Source organism: Planotetraspora thailandica, from assembly GCF_016863335.1.
Taxonomy (GTDB): domain Bacteria; phylum Actinomycetota; class Actinomycetes; order Streptosporangiales; family Streptosporangiaceae; genus Planotetraspora; species Planotetraspora thailandica.
Genome location: NZ_BOOR01000060.1, coordinates 39695 through 59304 on the forward strand (window position 1 = coordinate 39695; position 19610 = coordinate 59304).

The window sequence follows — 19610 nt, forward strand, 5'->3', positions numbered from 1 at the left end:
ACATGAGCACCCTCGTGTGCGTTTCCCCGGGTTCGAACGTGCGGCACCTGTATCCCCTGACTTGACCGCATTCGCAACAAGCGCGTAACGCTCAAGGGTTGACCTCAGGCTGAGGTGCGGAGATAACTGTCCCGGGGGATACCGCCGACTCATACCCGGGAGCCGTGGATGAGCAGTATGCCCTCGCCTGCGCTGGTTGGACGCGCCTCCGAGCTGCGGATCCTGACCGATGCGATGACCCGGCCCCCCGCGGTCGTGCTGTTGGAGGGCGAGGCCGGGATCGGGAAGACCCGGCTCGTGCGTACCGCGCTCGCCCGTCTCCCCGCAGGCCGGACGGTGCTCCTCGGCTACTGCCATCAGATCCGGGAGCCGTTCCCGTACGGGCCCGTCTTCGAGGCGTTGCGCGACATCGCCGGGCGGCTTCCGGGCCGGCTCAACCCCGTGACGGGCGTGCTGCGCGGCCACCTGCCCGAGCTCGCGGACGCGCTGCCGCCCGCACTGCCGCCGCTCGACGACACACGTGCGGAACGCCACCGGCTCTTCCGCGCCATCCGTGCGCTGCTGGCCGCGGTCGGGCCCGCCGTACTCGTCATCGAAGACCTGCACTGGGCCGACGACGGCACCCGTGACCTGCTGCGATTCCTGACAGACCAGCCGCCGGAGGGCCTGGCGGTCGTGGCGACGCACCGGCGGGAGAACGACGCGCGCTCTCCTCTCAGCCGCGCCTACCTGCACCACCCGGACACGACCAGCGTCGTCGTGCCGCTCGCGCCACTCGGCCCGGATGACGTGGGCAGCCTGGCGTGCGCGCTGCTGGAGCGCTCCGATCTTCCGCAGGCGTTCGTCACCCGGCTGCACGAACGTACGGCGGGCATCCCGTTCGTCGTGGAGGAGACGGTCAGATCCGTGTCCGACGCCGAGCAGCCCGACGCGCTCGACCGCGCGGGGGTGCCACTGCTGCTGCGCGAGGCGATGGCGGAACGCATGGCCGGGCTGTCCCCGCCCGCCGCGGCCGCGGTCCGGGCCGCGGCGGTGTTGCGGCTGCCCGCGAGCGAGCAGCTCATCATCGCGGTCGGCGGCCACTCCGCCGGGCTGGGCGAGGCGCTGCGCGCCGGCGTGCTGCACGAGCAGCCCGGAGGCCGGTACGGCTTTCGCCACGCGCTCGCGCAACAGGCCGTCTACGACGCCATGCCCGGCCCCGACCGCAGGTCGGGACACGAGAGGGCCATGACGGCGCTCAGGGCGGTGGGCTCCCCGCCCCTGGTCCAGCTCGCCTTCCACGCCAGGCATGCCGAGGACACCGAGGCCTGGCTCCACCACGGCACGGCCGCCGCCCAGCAGGCCGCCGCGCTCGGCGACACCGCGCTCGCCGTCGAGGTGATCGAGGGCATGCTCGGCGATCCCGGCCTTCCCGCCCACCACCGTGGCCCGCTCGCGCTGATGCTGAGCCGCTTCGCCGCCACCGGCCTGTCACACCAACGGGTCGTACGGCTGTTGCGTCACGTTCTGCGGGACGACTTCCTCCCGCGCGCCACCCGTGGTGAGGTGCGGCTCAACCTGGGCGTCGTGTTGTCCAACCAGGCGGGGGACACCGCCGCGGGCCGCGTGGAGATCCTGGTCGCCCTCAAGGAGCTGAGCGACCGGCCCACGCTCGCGGCGCGCGGGTGGGCGGTGCTCGCCATGCCCGCCTGGGGCACCGAGTCGCTGGAGACGCACCGGCAGTGGATGGCCCGCGCCGAGACGCTCGTGGCGACCGCCGACGACCCGGAGGTGGCGGCCGCGGTCCTGGCCAACCGGGCCTCCTTCGAGCTGTCGGTCGGCTCGCCCGACGCGCTCACGATCGCCGCCAGACTGCCCGTCTCCGACCCCCGCACCGCCGTACGCCGGCAGGTCGCCCGCGCCTACAACAACCTGCACGACTCGGCGACCAGCCTGGGCCTGTACGCCGAGGCCGAGCGGTTCGCCCGGGAGGGGAGACGGCTCGCCGTGGAGACCGGCGCGCAATATCCCGCCTACCTGCTCGACGTGTCGACCGTGCGCCGCGATTGGCTGACCGGGCGATGGGACGGGCTGCGTGACCGGGCGTCGGCGCTCGGCGAGCTGGCCACCGAGACGCCGTTGATCGCGGTGGACGTCTGGCTGGTGCTCGGGATGCTCGCGCTCGCCAGGGGCGAATGGGACGAGGCCGTCAAACACTTCCGTACGGCGGGGCTCGACGCGCCCGACGACCGCTACGTGCCGATCACCGTGGCGGCGGCAGGCGGGCTCATCGACCTTCACCTGGCGCGTGGTGAGTTCGACCGCGCGACGGCAGAGGCGGACGCGTCGGTCGCCCGGCTGCGCCGCAAAGGCGTGTGGGTGTGGGGCGCCTACCTGGTTCCCTCGGCCGTCACCGCGTTCGCCTGGAGCGGCCGGGTGAAGACGGCCGCCGACCTGGTCGCCGAATACTCCGCCGGGATCGCGGGGTGCGTCGCGCCGGCGGCGGCCGCCGCCCTCGACCTCTCCCGGGGCTCGCTGGCCGCGGCCGAGCGCAGGCACGCCGACGCGGCCGGCTTCTACCAGCGGGCCCGCGAGGCCTACGCCGCGCTGCCCCACCCGTACGCGGCCGCCCGGGCGGGCGAAGGCGCGGCACGGTCGCGGCTCGCGCTCGGAGACGGCGGAGCCGCCTCGGCGTTCACGGAGCTGGCCGACGCCTTCACTCGGCTCGGCGCCACCCATGACGCCGCCCGGTGCAGGCGGGTGCTGCGCGACATCGGCGTCGACGTCCCGCTGCCGCGCGGGCGCAGGGGCAACGCCGGCGTGTTGTCGGAGCGGGAGAAGGAGGTCGCCCGGCTCGTCGCGCTCGGCCGTACGAACCGGGAGATCGCCGACGTGCTCTTCCTCTCGACGCGCACGGTCGAGAGCCACGTGGCGACCGTGCTGCGCAAGCTCGGCGTGCGTTCCCGCACGCAGGTCGCACCTCCCGGCTGACACCGCCGTCGGGCCCGGAACACACTGGCCCCTGGGACCGGGTGGTCCCGGGGGCCGGTGTCCGTCTCGTCAGAGCGGCTGTGTCAGCGGGTCATCAGGGTCAGACGGTGATGGTCCACGAGTCGAGGAAGCCGGTGTCCAGGCGATACTGGTCGGCCACTTCGAGGGTCCACGTGCCGGACGCCTGCTGCGAGACCGGGACGGAGTAGGTCCTGGTGCCGTAGGACGTGCAGCTGGAGCCGCCGCTCGTGTCGATCGTGTAGTAGGTGCCGTTCGGGCCGCGGAGCCGGATCCGCAGGTCTTCTGCGCAGGTGTGCGAGATGGTCACGCTCACCTGGACCGGGGAGACCGCGGTGCCGGTCGCCGTCGACGTGATCGAGCTGGTGATGGTCGACAGGTCAGGGATGGTGACGTTGGTCCCGTTGGTGAAGGTGCGGGTGCCGCCGCCGGATCCGGTGACCGTCAGCGTGTACGTCGCGGTGTGGGAGCCGGTCGAGCCGGTGCCCGTGACGGTCACCGAGTAGGTGCCCGCGGGCGTCGACGAACTCGTGCTGACGGTGAGGGTGGACGAGCCGCCCGAGGTCACCGACGCCGGGCTGAAGCTCGCGCTGGCGCCCGACGGGAGCCCGGAGGCGCTGAAGCCGACCGTCTGCGCGCTGCCCGCGGTCGTCGTCGTGCCGACGGTCGCGGTGGCCGCGCCGCCCGGCGCGACGGAGCCGGACGCCGGGCTCAGCGACAGCGAGAAGTCGTTGCTCGACGAGGTGCAGGTCGGCTCACCCGACTGCACGGGGACGCTGACCGCGTTCCACGCCGCCTTGGTCGCGGCGCACTCGGGGCTGTTCGCGCCGTACAGTTCGACCGCGGCGGCGAGCGACGCGGAGCGCACGTTGGCGTACTTCCAGGTGGAGGTCTTCCGCTGGAGCGCGCCCATGTAGATCTTGCCGGCCTTCTGGATCGAGATGCCGGTCACCGACGAGGGGCCGCCCGAGCAGATCGGGCTGTTCGGCTTGCCGCCGCCGGGGGCCGAACCCTCGGCGAGCAGGTAGAACCAGTGGTTCAACGGGCCCGCCGCGGAATGCACCTCGGTGCTCGGGATCGACGAGGACCAGCAGTTGGGGTCGCCGGCCAGGGATGGGTTGTACATGTAGCGGATCGGCCCGTCGCCGACGAGGTTGAGCTCCTCGCCGACCTGGTAGTCCGGCGGGTCGTTGGGGTTGTTGGCGTAGGCCTCGGTGAGGGAGCCGAAGACGTCGCCGGTCGCCTCGTTCAGGCCGCCGTTCTCGTTGCCGGAGCCGGCGCCGCCCGGGGTGGTCTGGAAGATGGCGTGGCCGAACTCGTGCGCCACCACGTCGATCGGCGTGGCCTGGCGGGCGTTGTCCTGCGAGTGGCCGAAGTTGGTGTAGCTGCCGTTCCAGTACGCGTTGACGTCGTTCAGGCCGACCCGCGCGGGGAAGCCGCCGCCGTTGCCGTTGATGCCGCTGCGGCCCAGCCAGGAGCCCAGCATGTCCCACTCGCGCTGCACGGCGTAGAGCGCGTCCACGCAGGCGGTCTCGAGGTTGGTGCCCGAGCCGTTGCCCCACGCGTTGTCGGTTCCGGTGTAGGCCGAGCCGTTCTGGCCGCCGCATCGAAGGCCGCTGCGGGTGGGGTCGGTCATCGAGTAGGAGGTGCCCGAGCCGCTCGTGTCGAGGGTGACCTGGCCGTAGTAGTAGCCGTTGCCGGTTCCCGCGCGCACCTCGTCGTAGCTGTCGGCGATCTCGCCGGTGGTCGCGTCGACGAACACGTGCTGCTTGCTCGGCTTGCCGTCGGATATGCCGGAGACGAGGCTCTCCCACGCCAGGCGCGGCTTGGTGCCCCAGGCGAGGACGACCAGGCGCGGGGCGGCGTTGTCGTCCACCCGCGACAGCGTGGTCTTGGCCGTCTCGAGCGCCTGGTCGGCGGTCACCGTGGGCGTGGTCGTCACGGCCTGCGTGGTGGTCGCCGCGGACGCCGTGTCGCGGACGCGGCCGCTGGAGTCGGTGACCACGACGGCGTCACCGCCCACCACGGGCAGGCCCTTGTAGGTGCGTTCGTAGGTGACGGAGTACATCCCGCCCGCGCTCGCCGTCACGGAGGTGCGGCGATAGGTCTCGTCCGGCCGTCTGCGCAGCTTGTCCAGGCCGCTGGCGACGGCCCGGTCGGCGGCGGCGGTGGCGAGCTGCTTGGGGTCGGACTGGCTGGAGGATGCCGCGGCCGGAGCCTGCGCCGCGGCGGAGGTCGCGGGGAGCCCGACGGCGACCGTGGCCAGTGCCACGGTCACCGCGAGTAAAGCGGTGCGCCTCATGGGCGTCTTCCTTTCTCTGCCTCCCATGCCGCCGGTGAGCGGGCAGCGGCGATCGCGCCGTCGGGCGTGGCCCGGCGGCGGACGCGGTGTGGGAGTTGGGGGGTGATGAGAGAAATGGATGGTGACTCTCGCCGTCACGGGGCCGGAGGGGATGGCCTCATCGGGCGGGCGCGTCTCCCATGGCGGGAGCGGCGGCTACGGAGGGAAGGTGGGAGAGGGCACTTTCTCGTCGCTCCTTTTGTGGAGGCCGGCTGAGCTTGCCTGGCCGCGACGCTAGGTCCACAGAGCGAACTTGAACATCCGTAGTGAGATCCGTACATGTACGGAAAAAATGAGATGAAGCCGCGCTCGGACCTCTGAACAGCGAGAACGCCCCTACCTGAAACGGCAGGGGCGTTCCGCGTGCACAGCAGGCGTGGCCGTGGCGGTGTGCCTCAGTGACGGGCGAACCGGTCGAGCGCCTCGACGACATGGCTTCGGGTCGTGGCGTTGCCCATGTGGCCCGCGTCCTCGACCGTGATCAGCTCGGCGCCGGGCCAGTTGCGGGCGAGTTCCCACGCGGTGTCGAGCGGTCCGCCGATGTCGAGGCGGCCGTGGACCAGCACGGCGGGGATGCCGGCCAGCCGATGGGCGTCGCGCAGCAGCGCCCCCTCCTCCAGCCACGCGCCGTGCGAGAAATAGTGCGAGCAGATGCGGACGAAGGCCGTGCGCGCGGCGGGGGGCCGGTCCCCGTACGGCCTGGCCCTGCCGCGGGTCTCCCCGGACAGCACCGCGTCCTCCCAGTCGGACCAGTCGGCCGTCGCCTTGTCGCGCACCGCGGGGTCGGGGTGTTCCGTCAGGCGGGCGTAGGCCCCGACCACGTCGCCGTCGCGCGGCGTGCCCGGCGTCCCGGCGAGGAAGCGTTCCCACTGCTCGGGGAAGAACCTGCCGACGCCCCGGTAGAGCCAGTCGATCTCCGACCGGCGGGTCGTGGTCACGCTCGAGATGACGATTTGCGACACGTGCTCCGGGTGCCTTTCCGCGTAGGCGAGGATCAGCGTCGAGCCCCAGGAGACGCCGTACAGCAGCCAGCGCTCGACGCCGAGATGCTCGCGGAGGCGTTCCATGTCGGCGACCAGGTTGCCGGTGGTGTTGTGCCGCAGATCGGTCGCGGGGTCGCTCGCGTGCGGGGTGCTGCGCCCGCAGTTGCGCTGGTCGAACAGCACGATGCGGTAGCGGTCGGGGTCGAAGAGCCGGCGGTCCAGGGGCGTGCATCCCGACCCGGGCCCGCCGTGGACCACGACGGCGGGCTTGCCCTCGGGATTGCCGCAGACCTCCCAATAGACGAGGTCGCCGTCGCCGACGTCCAGCATCCCGGTCTCGTACGGTTCGACCGGCGGATACAACTCGCGCACTGACCCAGGCCCCTTCACGATGCAACAGTGCTGTTACATTAGCCGATATGACCACATATGCATTCGGGCCCGAGTCTCTGGGGACCCGGCTGCGCCACCTTCTGGAATTGCTCGACGGAGACGTCGCGGCCGTCTACGGCGATCTCGGGCTGGCGGGATTCCGCCCGCGGTTCACTCCGATCGTCCGGGTGCTGGCCGCGTCGGAGCCCCGCTCGATTCGCGACCTCGCTCAGGCGGTCGGGGTGACCCACTCCGCGGCGAGCCAGACCGTGGCGCAGATGGCCAGGGACGACCTCGTCGCCATCGCATCGGGCGACGACGCCAGGCAACGGGTCGTACGGCTCACGCCGAAGGCCCGCTCGCTGCTGCCGGCGCTGGAGGCGGAATGGGCGGCGACCGCCGCCGCGGCAGCCGAGCTGGAAGGAGAGTTGTCGTTTCCGCTGAGCAGGCTCGTCACAGAGGCGCTCGACGCCCTGAACAGGCGGCCGATGCGCCGGCGGATCGCCGACGCCGCGTCGGGCACCGGCGGCCTCAAGGTGATGAAGCCTCCCGCCGTCTCAGGCGGATGACAGCCGCCTCGGAATGGCCCGTCGGCTCAGGCCGGTGACGTTCTTGCGGATCGGAACTGCGGTGCCTCAGGCGGGGGAGGCGCCATCGAGCCGCGTCGCCCTCCAGCGATCGAGGACGCCGTCCATCTCCCGGTGGAAGAACCGGAGGAAGTCCGCCATCTCCACGGCGCGGGCGCCGGCCGCGGATTCCGGCCCGCCCAGGGCTTTGACGCCGGTGAGGACGAGATCGGCGATCTGGTCGTAGATGTGCCCCTGGCTCACGCTCGCTGTGTACCACGCGTGCTCCGGCAGGCGGTACCTGTCCCTGCGTGAGCCCCGGACCGGCTCGCGCACGAGCATCCCGAGTTGCATGAGATAGCGCACGGAGTTGGAGACGGCGGCCGGGCTGACGTCGAGCTGCTCCGCGAGCTCGCCCGCCGTCAGCGCACCATCGTCGGAGACCATCAGGGCGAAGAGGATGCGCGCGGGCATTCTCGGGAAGCCGAACCTGGCGAACGTCATGGCCATCTGTTCGACGTAGTCCCGGACCGCCTCTTCGTCGCGCCCGGCATCCGTCCTGTCGTCGTGCTCGGCCATCACGGCTTCCTCCCGCCCCCTTAGCGATCTTGACACATTACTGACGCCCTGCGCGCCGATCAGTATTCACAGATTTGTGAAACTAATGTAGCTTCTGGTCTGTGGAAAACATCATAACCGCGTCGGGTCTCCAAAAGAGCTTCGGCCGGACCCGCGCTCTCGACGGCCTGGACCTGGAGGTCCGGCGCGGCGAGGTGCACGGTTTCCTCGGCCCGAACGGCTCGGGCAAGACCACCACCATCCGTGTGCTGCTCGGCCTGCTGAAGGCGGACGGCGGCACGGCACAGCTGTTCGGCCAGGACCCGTGGCACGACACGACCACCCTGCACCGCCGCCTCGCGTACGTCCCCGGTGACGTCACGCTGTGGCCCAACCTGTCGGGCGGCGAGGTGATCGACCTGCTCGGCCGGTTGCGGGGCGGCCTGGACAAGAAGCGCAGAGACGAGCTGCTGGAGAGGTTCGCCCTCGACCCGAAGAAGAAGGGCAGGGCCTACTCCAAGGGCAACCGGCAGAAGGTCGGCCTGGTCGCCGCACTCGCCTCCAACGTGGAGCTACTGCTGCTCGATGAGCCGACCTCCGGCCTCGACCCGCTGATGGAGGAGGTGTTCCGGCAGGTCGTCGCGGAGGAGCAGAAGCGCGACGGCCGCACCGTCCTGCTGTCCAGCCACATCCTGTCCGAGGTCGAGGCGCTCTGCGACCGGGTCAGCATCATCCGGGGCGGCCGCACTGTCGAGACCGGCACCCTCACCGAGCTGCGGCATCTGACCCGCACCACCATCTCCGCCGACCTGGCGAATCCGCCGAACGGCCTGGCGGACCTGCCCGGCGTGCACGACCTGCAGGTCGACGGCTCGCACGTGCGCTTCGAGGTGGACACCCGGATGCTGGACTCCGCGCTGCGAGAGCTCACGTCGGCGGGAGTGCGGAGCCTTGTGAGCCAGCCGCCCACGCTGGAGGAGCTGTTCCTTCGCCACTATCAGACCGAGGGGACACGGTGAACACGCTCGCCGGCACCGGCGCCCTGATCCGGTTGATCGTGCGGCGGGATCGCATCCTCATGCCGATCTGGGTGCTCTTCATGGCCGTCATCCCGCTTGCCCTCTTATCGTCGATCAAGGAACTGGTCCCGACGGAGGCAGCCCGGCAGGCGTATGCCGCCGAGTCCTTCGGCAACTCGACCTTCGTCATGCTCTACGGGCGGGTGTACGACGCCGGCCTGGGCGGCCTCACCTTCTGGCGTGCGGGCTTCAGCATGCTCGTAGTCGGGCTGATCAGCCTGCTCATGGTGATCCGGCACACCCGGACCGAGGAAGAGGCCGGCCGCCGCGAGCTCGTGGGGTCGGCGGTGGTCGGCAGGCACGCGGGTCTGGCGGCGGCGCTCATCGCCACGATCGGCGCCAACCTGGTGCTGGCCGTGCTGGTGGCGCTCGGCCTGATGGGCCAGGATCTGCCGGCCGGCGGCGCGTTCGCCTTCGGCCTCGCCTGGGCGGCGGCCGGCGCAATGTTCGCCGCGGTCGGGGCGCTCGTCGCCCAGCTCACCGAAGGCGCCGGGGCCGCTCGTGGCATCGGCGTCACGGTGGCGGCGGTGGCCTTCGTGCTCCGGGCTGTGGGTGACGTGAGCGGTACGGGCGCCGACCCAGCGTGGCCGTCCTGGTTGTCACCGCTCGGCTGGACCGCACAGGTCCACGCGTTCCGCGACGAACGCTGGTGGATCTTCGCCCTGGCCGTCGCGTTCGTGGCGGTGCTCACGGCGGTGGCCTTCGTCCTGCAGTCCCGCCGGGACGTCGCGGCCGGCCTGCTGCCGCCGCGGCTCGGCCCGGCCGAGGCCTCACCCGCCCTCCGTACGCCGCTCGCGCTGGCCTGGCGCCTGCATCGCGGCACCCTGCTCGCCTGGGCCGCGGGATTCATCGCGCTGGGTGCCATATTCGGCGGCGCCGCGCAGACCACGCAGGACATGCTCGCCGACAACCCGCAATTGCTGGAGGTCTTCGAGCGCATGGGCGGCACCTCCGCGCTCAGCGACCTCTTCATCGCCGCCACGATGAGCATCACCGCTCTGATCGCGTCCGGCTACGCCGTCCAGGCGGCGCTGCGCATGCGGACGGAGGAGGCGGGCCTGCGTCTGGAGCCGCTGCTGGCCACAGGGGTGGGCAGGCTGACGTGGGCGGCGAGCCACCTGGTGTTCGCCCTCCTCGGCCCGACCCTGGTCATGGTGGCCGCCGGACTGACCACCGGCCTCACCTACGGGGCGAGCATCGGCGACGTCGGCGGCCAACTGCCGCGGGGACTGGCCGCCGCCCTCGTGCAGCTGCCGGCGGTCTGGGTGCTGGCCGGCCTGACCGCCGCGATCTTCGGTCTCCTGCCCCGGCTCGCGCCTGCGGTGGCCTGGAGCGCGCTCGGCCTGTGCCTGTTCCTCGGCCAGCTCGGCGCGGCCCTTCAACTGAGCCAGGCCGCGCTTGATGTGTCACCGTTCACCCACATTCCGCGGGTGCCGGGCGGCGACGTGTCCGCACTGCCGCTCGTGCTGCTGACCGCCATCGCCGCAGCCCTCGTGGTGTTCGGTCTGGCCGCCTTCCGGCGGCGGGACGTGCCGGTCACCTGATCGCGGTGTCCTCGTGACCGGGTCGTGTGCCCGGCCACGAGGACGGCCTCCCGCCTGTATCTACGGCATTCCGGTCCCGCCTTGGACGTTCCTTGGTTCCCCCGCCCAAATGGTCGAAAAGCTGTTTGCCGAGCCCTTGGTAGCGTGATTTCGCTGAAAGGGGCTTTTGGTGTCTACTGCTCGATATGTCACGGATCGTCTGTTTGATGCGCTGAACCGCCACGATCTCGACACCGCAGAGCAGTGTTTCGGCCCGGACGCGGTCTACATCAACATCGCGGGGATGGCCGAGGGCCACGACCAGATCCGGTCCTTCTACGAGTCCCTGCTCGAGGCGTACCCGGATCTGCACTACAAGTGCTTGACCAGGATGTCGACCGGTGATCTCACGATGACCGAGTGGACATTCACCGGCACGCACAGGGGAGTCGTCCTGGGGCCCCACGGCGAGCCGATCGAGCCGACCCACCGCAGAGTCGTGCTCCACGGATGCTCCGCCGGCCAGGTCGAGGACGGCCTGATCGTCAACTACCGCGTCTACTTCAACGAACTGGAGCACTACGGCCAGCTGGGATTGTTCCTCCGGGTGAGCGACGCCGCCTGACCCGGGTGCCTGCGTGAGGCTCCGACACGAGCGCCCCCAATGCGGAAGGAGCACGTGAGACACTCTGTGCGGTCACATAATGGGTTCCGATGTTTACGGACGGTGACCACCAGGTCGATGTGAGTGTTCTCGTGCCCGCGCGCGACTGCCGGGCGCATCTCGACCGGTGCCTCACCTCTCTGCTCGTCCAGCGCGTCGCCAAGGAGATCATCGTCGTCGACGGAGGCTCCCGCGACGGCACGCGCGAACTGCTCTCGCTCTACGCCGACCACCACCCCGGCGTCGTGGTGCCGGTCTACCAGGACGGCTGGGCCGTACCGGCCCGGTTACGCAACCGGGCCCTGGCCGAGGCGAAAGGCCGGTACCTCTTCTTCTGCGACGGCGGCGACCACCTCGGCCCCGACGCGCTGCGGCGCATGGTGGAGATGGCCGACGCCAACGGGTCCGACGTGGTCCTCGGCAAGATCGTGCGCTCTCCCGCACGGCCCGGCAGGGCCGCGGGCCACCCCGTCCGCCTCGCCGAGTTCCCCTTCCGCGACGACGCCGCCCACGTCTCCCTTCCCGACGCCTACGACAGCCTCTCCTGCGCCAAGCTCTTCCGCCGCGACCTGATCGAACGGCACGGCATCCGGTTCGACGAGGCGCTCCTCGCCGGCGACGACATGTTGTTCTCGGTGCACGCCTACTGCCACGCGGACGTCGTGTCGGCGGTCGCCGGCCACGACTGCTATCACCTGGTCTCCCGTCACAACGGCGGCGTCCCCATGGCCGAGGTCGCCGGGCACGACCCGTTGGCCTGGCTCAGGATGATCCGCGCGCCGATCGAGCTGATGGCCGGGCACATTCCGGCCGGGCCCCTGCGCGACCGCCTGCTGCTGCGCCACCTGCGGGCCGACGTGCTCGCCCTGCTCGGCGCTCCCTTCCTCGCGGCCTGCGACGCCGCACGCGAGAAGATCATCACTGAGGTCGCCGACATCTGCGCCGAATGGCTGACCGAGGGCGTGCGCGACCTGTTCGACCCCGCAGAACGGCTGCGCGTCGACTCCCTCGACGACCCCGCAAGGCTCGTACGGCTGGCCGGCATCGAGACCGCCACGTTGCGCCACCGGCTCGCCGGGCTGGAATGGGCGGGAGGCAGCCTGACGGTCTCGGGAAGCGTCACGCTCGCGGGCTTCGACGGCGAGGCCGGCCTGGTCCTGAGGGAGCGGGGCTCGTCGGGGGAGCGGCGGGTGCCGGTCACGCGGGTGGCGGATCGGTTCGGCGCCTCGATCGACGTCGGCGCGCTGCCCTCCGGCGTGTGGGACGTGCACGTCGCCGTCGAATGTGAGGGAGTGCGCAGGATGGCCCGGCTGCGGCCCGAGCGCGACCCCGTCATGACCGTCCCCGGCCCTCGTTTCACGTCCGGCTCCGTCGTGATGCCCTTCCTGACCCGGTCGCAGGGTTGTCTCGCGCTCGACGTCGGCGGCCATCTCCTGCGGGTGCCCGGCGACGTACGGCTGGCCCGTGCCGTATGGGTGGGACACCGGCTGCGCGTCGAGGGCCAGGTGTACGTGGGCGGCGCGCCGGGGGCGAAGGCCGTCCGGCAGCTGGTCTGGCGCGAGCGGGCCTCGGGACGCGAGCGACGCGGTGCGGTGCTGGCGACCGGCTCCAACTCGTTCGCGGCCGTGGTGGACGGTTTCGCGGCCGGCACCTGGGACGCCTACCTGGAGCTCGATGTGGGCGGCCCGCCCGTGCGCTTCCCCGTCCGGGTGGACCGGCCGGACGAACTCGGCCGGTCCGCGCGGTGGTGGTCGGGTCTCAGGCGATGGACCGTCCGTCCGTATGCCACCGCGGTGAACCGCCGTCTCAGCACATCGGTGCATGTTTCCACGCCGTTCACCCTGCTCGGTTCCGCGATGCGTAAGTTAGGCCCGAGTTAATTGCCAGTTATATGCAACTGCGACAAGCTCCTCTAAGGTGATGGCGTATTCGCCATCGTGGAGGGGCTTGTCCATGCACGTGCCTGATGGGTTCTTCAACGTCCCCGTGTCCGTTGGAGCCGGTGTGGTCGCGGCCGCCGGCGTCGCGGTCTGCCTGCGGCGGGCCCGGCAGGAACTGGACGACCGCACCGCCCCGATGGCGGGACTCGTCGCGGCCTTCATCTTCGCCGTCCAGATGCTCAACTTCCCCGTCGCCGCCGGGACGAGCGGCCATCTGCTGGGAGGCGCCCTGGCAGCGATCCTGGTCGGTCCTTATACGGCCGTCCTGTGTGTGGCCGTGGTGCTGCTCGTACAGGGCTTCTTCTTCGCCGACGGCGGGCTCACGGCGCTCGGCGTCAACATCACCCTGATGGCGGTCGTCACCGCCGCCGTGGGCTGGGCCGTCTTCCGGCTGGTGACCCGCAGCGCGCCGCGCAGCCGTACCGCCGTGGTCGTGGGGTCGTTCCTGGCCGCGCTGATCTCGGTTCCGGCCGCCGCGCTCGCGTTCACCGTGCTGTTCCGGTTCGGTGGGACCGCGCCGATCGAGGTGTCGTCCGTGGCCGCGGCGATGGGCGGCGTCCATGTGCTGATCGGCCTGGGCGAGGGCCTGATCACCGGGCTGACCGTGAGCAGCGTGCTGGCCGTGCGGCCCGACCTGGTGTACGGCGCACGCGGTCTGGCCGCGCCCCTGGTGCTCCGCACGGCGGACGGCGAGGTCCCAGCCGAGGAGCCCGCCGAGCAGCCCGTCGACGCTCCGAAGCGGAGCTTGCGACCGATCCTGCTCGGTGGGGGACTCGTCGCTCTCGTGCTGGCCGGATTCGTCTCCTTCTACGCATCGAGCGCACCCGACGGCCTGAACAAGGTGGCCGCCGACAAGGGTTTCAACGCGAACGAGAGGCCCCACGACCTCGAGACCGGTCCCCTCGCCGGATACGGCGTCAGCGGAGTCGAAGACGAGCGGCTGTCCGGCGGCCTCGCCGGGATCGCGGGTGTCGGGATCACCGTGCTCGCCGGCGGTGCGATCTTCTTCACGGTACGGAGGCGGCGTCAGGACAAGGTCGCCGCGTGAGCCGGGAAGCCCGGCCTGAAGGCCTGGGAGTACGGAATCGGGGGAGTCGCGGGTGAGCGCGGGTCACCATCACACCCTCTATCTGCCGGGCGACACCCCAATCCACCGTCTGCCGCCGCAGTGCAAGCTGCTCGCGGCCGTGGGGTTCGCCGTGGCGGTGGTGGCGACCCCGCGGGAGGCCTGGTGGGCCTTCGCGGTCGACGTGCTGCTGCTGGCGGGTGTCGCGGCCGTCGCGCGGGTCCCCGCCGCCCTCGTTCTGCGCCGCATGGTCATCGAGGTGCCGTTCGTGCTGTTCGCCGTGGCGATCCCGTTCATCGGACTCGGGGAGCGGGTCGAGGTGGCGGGGGTGTCCCTGAGCGTGGCCGGGCTCTGGGCCGCCTGGAACATCCTGGTCAAGGCCACGCTGGGGGTGGTCGCCTCCATCCTCCTGGCGGCGACCACCGAGCCGCGCATGATGCTTCTCGGCGCGGAGCGGCTCCGCCTGCCGTCGCTCCTCGTCCAGATCGCCACGTTCATGCTCCGCTACATGGACGTGATCATCGATCAGGCGCGGCGCATGCGGATCGCGCGGGAGTCGCGGGGGTTCGTCGCCCGGGACATCCGTCACGCCCCCACCCTGGCCAGGTCGGCGGGCGCCCTGTTCATCCGGTCATACGAGAGAGGAGAGCGGGTGCACCTCGCGATGCTCAGCCGCGGGTACACCGGGCAGATGCCGGTGATCCACGAACTGCCGGCCCCTCGGCGCGACTGGGCCGTGGCCGCCGCCCTGCCCGGTCTCGCGCTGGCGACGGCCGCGCTCGCCTGGAGCCTGGCGTGAAGCCCCAAGGCGCCGTCTCGCTTGAGGTCCGGCGCCTGGCCTACGCCTATCCGGACGGCACGCAGGCGCTCTTCGGCGTCGATCTCAGCATCGCGCGCGGGGAGCGGGTCGCGCTGCTCGGACCGAACGGAGCGGGCAAGACCACCCTGGTCATGCACCTCAACGGCATTCTGACGCCGGGGCACGGTTCGGTGGAGGTGGCGGGGCTGCCCGTCCGAGCGGACACGCTCAGGGAGATCCGCCGACGGGTCGGCCTGGTCTTCCAGGATCCCGACGACCAGCTGTTCATGCCGACCGTCCGGGAGGACGTCGCCTTCGGCCCGGCCAACATGGGTGTGCGGGGTGCGGAGCTGGAGCGCAGGGTGGCCGACGCGCTGGAGCGGGTGGGCATGGCGGGCGTGGCCGACCGGCCGCCGCACCACCTGTCCTTCGGCCAGCGCAGGCGGGTGGCGGTCGCCACCGTGCTGGCCATGGAGCCGGAGATCCTCGTGCTCGACGAGCCGTCGTCGAACCTCGATCCCGCCTCACGCCGTGAACTCGCCCAGATTCTGAAAAATCTGGATGTGACGGTGCTGATGGTCACGCACGATCTTCCGTACGCGCTGGAGTTGTGCGAGCGCTCGCTCATCCTGTCCGGGGGTGTGATCGTCGCAGATGGGCCCACCGATAAGCTCCTCGGGGACGGCGATCTGCTCGCCGCGCACCGCCTCGAATTGCCGTACGGCTTCGCGCCGCCTGCTCACCCACGGTGATGCGCAAGTAAAGTGGCGCGGAGGAGGTTTCAACGATGAAGCTGCGGCTCGCGCGCCGTTCGCTCTCGGGTGCCGTCGTCGTGGCGGTTGAAGGCGAGCTCGATCTGTTCACGGCCCCGTTCCTGCGAGATGAGGTGCGTGACGCGATCAAGCAGGACGGTCCCACCTTGGTTCTCGATCTCGCCGCGTTGTCGTTCATGGACTCCAGCGGGCTGAGCGTGCTGATCGAGGCGTGGCGGCTGGCGGCGAGCGAGGGCGGCGGCGTCTGCCTGGCCTCACCGCAGGCGCCCGTGGCCCGCATCCTGAGGACCACCGGACTTGACCGACGCATCAAGGTCTACCCCGATGTCGACACCGCGATTTTGCGCCATCCCGAGTAGAACTTCATTCGGTTCTCGCGTTAGGGTCCGCCTATGGACCTTAACGGAGCAGCAGTAATCATCTCGGGCGGTGCCAGCGGCCTCGGCGAGGCCACGGCCCGTGAGGTGGCCGGCATCGGCGCGACCGTGGTCATCGCCGATTTGAACGCGGAGCGCGGCAAGGCGCTCGCCGACGAGTTGGGCGGGGTGTTCGCCCAGACCGACGTCTCCGACGAGGCCTCGGTGCAGGCCGCCGTCGACGCCGCGGTCGCCACCGGCAAGCCCCTGCGCGCGGTGATCAGCAGCGCCGGCATCGGGTGGGCGTCCAGGACCGTCAACCGTGACGGCTCGCCGCACGACCTCGCCTCCTATCGCAAGGTGATCGACGTCAACCTGATCGGCACGTTCAACCTCATGCGCATCGGCGCGGCCGCCATCGCCAAGACCGAGCCGGTCGACGCCGACGGCGCGCGCGGCGTGGTGATCAACACCGCGTCGGTTGCGGGCATCGAGGGCCAGACCGGCCAGGTGGCCTATTCGGCCTCCAAGGGCGGCATCATCGGCATGACGCTTCCCGCCGCCCGTGACCTCGCGGCGATCGGCGTGCGCGTCCTGACCATCGCCCCCGGCATCATCGACACCCCGATCTACGGCACGATCGGCGACAAGAACGCCGAGGAGTTCAAGGCCAAGCTCATCGGGCCGGTGGCCTTCCCGAAGCGGCTCGGGCGGGCGTCGGAGTTCGGGCACCTCGTCCGCGCGCTGATCGAGAACGACTACATGAACGGCGAGGTCATCCGCTTCGACGGCGGCATCCGCTTCCAGCCCAAGTAGGCCCCCGCCGAGTCCAGGGAGACGTCATGTCCGATGAGGTTCTGGTAGAGGCCGACGGCGGAGTGGCCGTCATCACGATCAACCGGCCCCAGGCGAGGAACGCGGTCAACGGGGCCGTGGCCCGCGGCATCGCCGCGGCCGTGGACGAGCTCGACGAGCGCAAGGACGTGTCGGTCATCGTGCTGACGGGAGCGGGCGGCACCTTCTCGGCCGGCATGGACCTCAAGGGGTTCCTGACCGGTGACCTTCCGGTCGTCGAAGGGCGCGGCTTCGGCGGCATCACGGAGGCGCCTCCGCGCAAGCCGGTCATCGCCGCCGTCGAGGGATACGCCCTCGCGGGAGGCTTCGAGCTGGCCCTGGCGTGCGACCTCGTCGTCGCCTCGGAGAGGGCCGTCTTCGGCCTGCCGGAGCCCAAGCGCGGCCTGGTCGCGGGCGCTGGCGGCATCATGCGCCTACCGCGGCGCATCCCGTATCACGTGGCCATGGAGATCGCTCTGACGGGAGACCACTATCCCGCCACGCGGCTCCACGAGCTGGGACTGGTCAACCGGCTCACGCTGGAGGGCGAGGCCTTGAACGGCGCCGTCCAACTGGCCCGCACGATCGCGGCCAACGCGCCGCTGGCCCTGGCCGCGACCAAGAAGGTGATCGTCGAGTCGGCCGACTGGTCGCGCGAGGAGATGTTCGCCAAGCAGCAGGCCATCATCAACCCCGTCTTCGGGTCCAGGGACGCGATGGAGGGGGCGGCGGCCTTCGCCGAGAAGCGCGCGCCCGAATGGAAGGGCGAATAAGGCCCCTCTTCACCGGCGCGAACCGCCCGGCTCCGCGGCGCATGGTCACGCCGGAGCCGGGCAGTTTCCACGGCCGTGAACAGGAATGCGTACGGTAAAGCCATGAGCGATTCCGGGACCGGCCTTCCCCCGTCCGGCGGGTCTATGAAGGACCGCACGACACGGCTGCTCGGCGGCGCGCTGGGCAGTGCCATCGTGATGATCGCCCTGCTGTCCGTCATGTGGGCACTGGAAATCATCGATTACATCGACAACGGCGCACTCGACCGGTACGGGATCATCGCGCACGAGCCGGACGGGTTGCCCGGCATCCTGTTCGCGCCGTTCCTGCACGCCGGGTTCGCCCACCTCATGGCCAACTCGGTGCCGCTGCTCATCCTGGGCTTCGTGGCGGCCATCCGGGGCCTCGGGCGGTTCGCGGCCGCCAGCCTCGTGATCATCTTGATCAGCGGGGCGGGGGTGTGGCTCACCGCCCCTCCGAACACCCTGACAATCGGCGCGAGCGGCCTCGTCTTCGGATATTTCGGGTATGTGGTGGCGCGAGGGTTGTTCGACCGGCGGACCCTGGACATCGTCCTGGGCGTGATCGTCGCCGTCCTCTACTACTCGATCCTGTGGGGCGCGCTGCCCAACGACCCGAGCGTGTCCTGGCAGGGCCACCTGTTCGGCCTCATCGGCGGCGTCGTCGCGGCGTGGGCCCTGCGCCGCCGCCGCGAGGTCTCCTGACCCTCGACCGGCTCTCACCGGCCCTGCCGTACGGCTCGGCGCGGGCCGGGCCGTACGGCGGAGCGAGGGCGGCTAGAGACGCTCGACGACGTAGTCGACGCAGACGGTCAGCGCCTCGATGTCGGCGGGGTCGATCGCCGGGAACATCGCGATGCGGAGCTGGTTGCGCCCCAGCTTGCGGTACGGCTCGGTGTCGACGATGCCGTTGGCCCGCAGGACCTTCGCCACCTCGGCGGCGTCCACCGCGTCGTCGAAGTCGATCGTGCCCACGACGTTGGAGCGCTGCGCGGGGTCGGCCACGAACGGCGTGGTGTAGGAGGTCTTCTCCGCCCAGGTGTAGAGCCGGGAGGCCGAGTCGGCCGTGCGGGCCGTCGTCCAGGCCAGGCCGCCCTGGGAGTTCATCCAGTCGAGCTGGTCGGCCAGCAGGAAGAGCGTCGCGACCGCAGGCGTGTTGTAGGTCTGGTCCTTGACCGAGTTGTCGATCGCCGTCGGCAGGCTGAAGAACTCGGGGACGAACCGGCCGCTGTCGGCGATCTCCGTCACCCGGGCCAGGGCCTTGGGCGAGAAGAGCGCCAGCCACAGGCCGCCGTCGGAGGCGAAGCTCTTCTGCGGCGCGAAGTAGTAGACGTCGAACTCCTGCGCCTCGACGGGCAGGCCGCCGGCCCCGCTCGTGGCGTCGACCAGCACGAGGGAGTCGTCGTCGCCGACCCGCTTGATCGGCATCGCGACGCCGGTCGAGGTCTCGTTGTGGGTGAGCGCGTAGACGTCCACGCCCTCCTCGGCCACGGCGGACGGGTGGCTGCCGACCTCGGACTTGATCACGGTCGGCTCGGCCAGCCAGGGCGCCTTCTTCGCCACGGCCGCGAACTTGGACGAGAACTCGCCGAAGTGCAGGTGCTGAGACTTCTCCCGGATCAGGCCGAAGGCCGCGATGTCCCAGAACGCCGTGGTGCCGCCGTTGCCGAGCACGACCTCGTATCCCTCGGGGAGGGAGAACAGCTCCGAGAGCCCGGCCCGGACGCGGGCGACGAGATTCTTGACGGGCTTTTGCCGATGGGACGTGCCCATCACGCTCGCGCCGGCTCCGGCGAGCGCCGCGAGCTGCTCCGGGCGTACCTTCGAGGGCCCGCAGCCGAAACGGCCGTCGGCGGGCTTGATGTCAGCGGGAATCACGATGTCAGCCACCCGACCAAGCGTAGTTAGCCGCATCGGTGCTCGTTCCACGGGTCCGGGATGTGAGAAGTATGAGGCCGGGAGCCGAGACCGGAT

Annotated in this window: 17 protein-coding genes; 13 read left to right on the forward strand and 4 right to left on the reverse strand. The window is 70.8% G+C overall.

What is annotated here, in order from left to right; genetic code table 11:
- Window positions 1-168 precede the first annotated feature (168 nt).
- Window positions 169-2970, forward strand: a complete 2802-nt coding sequence (locus Pth03_RS32265; protein ID WP_203948224.1) for an ATP-binding protein — start codon at window positions 169-171, stop codon at window positions 2968-2970.
- A 100-nt stretch (window positions 2971-3070) separates the two neighbouring features.
- On the opposite strand, the gene Pth03_RS32270 is transcribed toward Pth03_RS32265, so the two are convergent.
- Together Pth03_RS32270 and pip are read right to left on the reverse strand one after the other, a co-directional pair.
- The gene (locus tag Pth03_RS32270; protein ID WP_203948225.1) at window positions 3071-5290 is read right to left on the reverse strand and encodes a M4 family metallopeptidase; all 2220 of its coding nucleotides are present in this window, start codon (window positions 5288-5290) and stop codon (window positions 3071-3073) included.
- A 434-nt stretch (window positions 5291-5724) separates the two neighbouring features.
- Window positions 5725-6684 (reverse strand): prolyl aminopeptidase, encoded by a 960-nt coding sequence (gene pip / locus Pth03_RS32275; RefSeq protein ID WP_203948226.1) that lies wholly within the window; start codon window positions 6682-6684, stop codon window positions 5725-5727.
- Window positions 6685-6731: 47 nt separating this feature from the next.
- Here pip and Pth03_RS32280 point away from each other — a divergent pair, with 47 nt between their 5' ends.
- A complete protein-coding gene (locus Pth03_RS32280; RefSeq protein WP_203948227.1) occupies window positions 6732-7253 on the forward strand; it encodes a MarR family winged helix-turn-helix transcriptional regulator in 522 nt (173 codons plus the stop codon).
- Window positions 7254-7319: 66 nt separating this feature from the next.
- On the opposite strand, the gene Pth03_RS32285 is transcribed toward Pth03_RS32280, so the two are convergent.
- Complete coding sequence (locus Pth03_RS32285; protein ID WP_203948228.1) at window positions 7320-7829, reverse strand: GbsR/MarR family transcriptional regulator; 510 nt, start codon at window positions 7827-7829, stop codon at window positions 7320-7322.
- Between the two features lie 101 nt (window positions 7830-7930).
- Between Pth03_RS32285 and Pth03_RS32290 the strand changes: the two genes are divergently transcribed.
- From Pth03_RS32290 to Pth03_RS32340, 11 genes are all read left to right on the forward strand, one after another.
- Window positions 7931-8827 carry an ABC transporter ATP-binding protein gene (locus Pth03_RS32290; protein WP_203948229.1) on the forward strand — a complete coding sequence of 299 codons (897 nt, stop codon included), beginning with the start codon at window positions 7931-7933 and terminating at the stop codon, window positions 8825-8827.
- Window positions 8824-10431 (forward strand): ABC transporter permease, encoded by a 1608-nt coding sequence (locus Pth03_RS32295; RefSeq protein ID WP_203948230.1) that lies wholly within the window; start codon window positions 8824-8826, stop codon window positions 10429-10431. The genes Pth03_RS32290 and Pth03_RS32295 overlap by 4 nt, the downstream gene beginning before the upstream one ends.
- Window positions 10432-10600: 169 nt before the next feature.
- Entirely contained in the window at window positions 10601-11035 is a 435-nt protein-coding gene (locus tag Pth03_RS32300; protein ID WP_203948231.1) for an ester cyclase, read from the forward strand.
- Window positions 11036-11124: 89 nt separating this feature from the next.
- Entirely contained in the window at window positions 11125-12954 is a 1830-nt protein-coding gene (locus Pth03_RS32305) for a glycosyltransferase family 2 protein (RefSeq protein ID WP_203948232.1), read from the forward strand.
- 73 nt (window positions 12955-13027) lie between these two features.
- Entirely contained in the window at window positions 13028-14062 is a 1035-nt protein-coding gene (locus Pth03_RS32310; protein ID WP_203948233.1) for an energy-coupling factor ABC transporter permease, read from the forward strand.
- A gap of 52 nt (window positions 14063-14114) precedes the next feature.
- A complete protein-coding gene (cbiQ, locus tag Pth03_RS32315) occupies window positions 14115-14879 on the forward strand; it encodes a cobalt ECF transporter T component CbiQ (protein WP_203948234.1) in 765 nt (254 codons plus the stop codon).
- The gene (locus Pth03_RS32320) at window positions 14876-15631 is read left to right on the forward strand and encodes an energy-coupling factor ABC transporter ATP-binding protein (protein WP_203948235.1); all 756 of its coding nucleotides are present in this window, start codon (window positions 14876-14878) and stop codon (window positions 15629-15631) included. Before cbiQ ends, Pth03_RS32320 begins: the two co-directional genes overlap by 4 nt.
- A 35-nt stretch (window positions 15632-15666) precedes the next feature.
- Entirely contained in the window at window positions 15667-16011 is a 345-nt protein-coding gene (locus Pth03_RS32325) for an STAS domain-containing protein (RefSeq protein ID WP_203948236.1), read from the forward strand.
- Window positions 16012-16044: 33 nt separating this feature from the next.
- Window positions 16045-16824: an SDR family NAD(P)-dependent oxidoreductase gene (locus Pth03_RS32330; protein WP_203948237.1), complete on the forward strand. Its 780-nt coding sequence runs from the start codon at window positions 16045-16047 to the stop codon at window positions 16822-16824.
- Window positions 16825-16850: 26 nt separating this feature from the next.
- Complete coding sequence (locus Pth03_RS32335; protein ID WP_203948238.1) at window positions 16851-17615, forward strand: crotonase/enoyl-CoA hydratase family protein; 765 nt, start codon at window positions 16851-16853, stop codon at window positions 17613-17615.
- A 102-nt stretch (window positions 17616-17717) separates the two neighbouring features.
- Window positions 17718-18341, forward strand: a complete 624-nt coding sequence (locus tag Pth03_RS32340) for a rhomboid family intramembrane serine protease (RefSeq protein ID WP_239119526.1) — start codon at window positions 17718-17720, stop codon at window positions 18339-18341.
- 72 nt (window positions 18342-18413) lie between these two features.
- On the opposite strand, the gene serC is transcribed toward Pth03_RS32340, so the two are convergent.
- Window positions 18414-19550: a phosphoserine transaminase gene (gene serC, locus Pth03_RS32345; RefSeq protein WP_239119527.1), complete on the reverse strand. Its 1137-nt coding sequence runs from the start codon at window positions 19548-19550 to the stop codon at window positions 18414-18416.
- Window positions 19551-19610: the final 60 nt, after the last annotated feature.

Excerpts from the sequence above, each read along its gene's own strand:
- Pth03_RS32305 (WP_203948232.1), top strand. The coding sequence starts at position 11,125 with ATGTTTACGGACGGTGACCACCAGGTCGATGTGAGTGTTCTCGTGCCC.
- Pth03_RS32340 (WP_239119526.1), top strand. The coding sequence starts at position 17,718 with ATGAGCGATTCCGGGACCGGCCTTCCCCCGTCCGGCGGGTCTATGAAG.
- Pth03_RS32265 (WP_203948224.1), top strand. The coding sequence starts at position 169 with ATGAGCAGTATGCCCTCGCCTGCGCTGGTTGGACGCGCCTCCGAGCTG.
- serC (WP_239119527.1), bottom strand. The coding sequence starts at position 19,550 with ATGCGGCTAACTACGCTTGGTCGGGTGGCTGACATCGTGATTCCCGCT.
- Pth03_RS32280 (WP_203948227.1), top strand. The coding sequence starts at position 6,732 with ATGACCACATATGCATTCGGGCCCGAGTCTCTGGGGACCCGGCTGCGC.
- Pth03_RS32330 (WP_203948237.1), top strand. The coding sequence starts at position 16,045 with ATGGACCTTAACGGAGCAGCAGTAATCATCTCGGGCGGTGCCAGCGGC.
- Pth03_RS32270 (WP_203948225.1), bottom strand. The coding sequence starts at position 5,290 with ATGAGGCGCACCGCTTTACTCGCGGTGACCGTGGCACTGGCCACGGTC.
- Pth03_RS32335 (WP_203948238.1), top strand. The coding sequence starts at position 16,851 with ATGTCCGATGAGGTTCTGGTAGAGGCCGACGGCGGAGTGGCCGTCATC.
- Pth03_RS32285 (WP_203948228.1), bottom strand. The coding sequence starts at position 7,829 with ATGGCCGAGCACGACGACAGGACGGATGCCGGGCGCGACGAAGAGGCG.
- Pth03_RS32325 (WP_203948236.1), top strand. The coding sequence starts at position 15,667 with ATGAAGCTGCGGCTCGCGCGCCGTTCGCTCTCGGGTGCCGTCGTCGTG.
- Pth03_RS32310 (WP_203948233.1), top strand. The coding sequence starts at position 13,028 with ATGCACGTGCCTGATGGGTTCTTCAACGTCCCCGTGTCCGTTGGAGCC.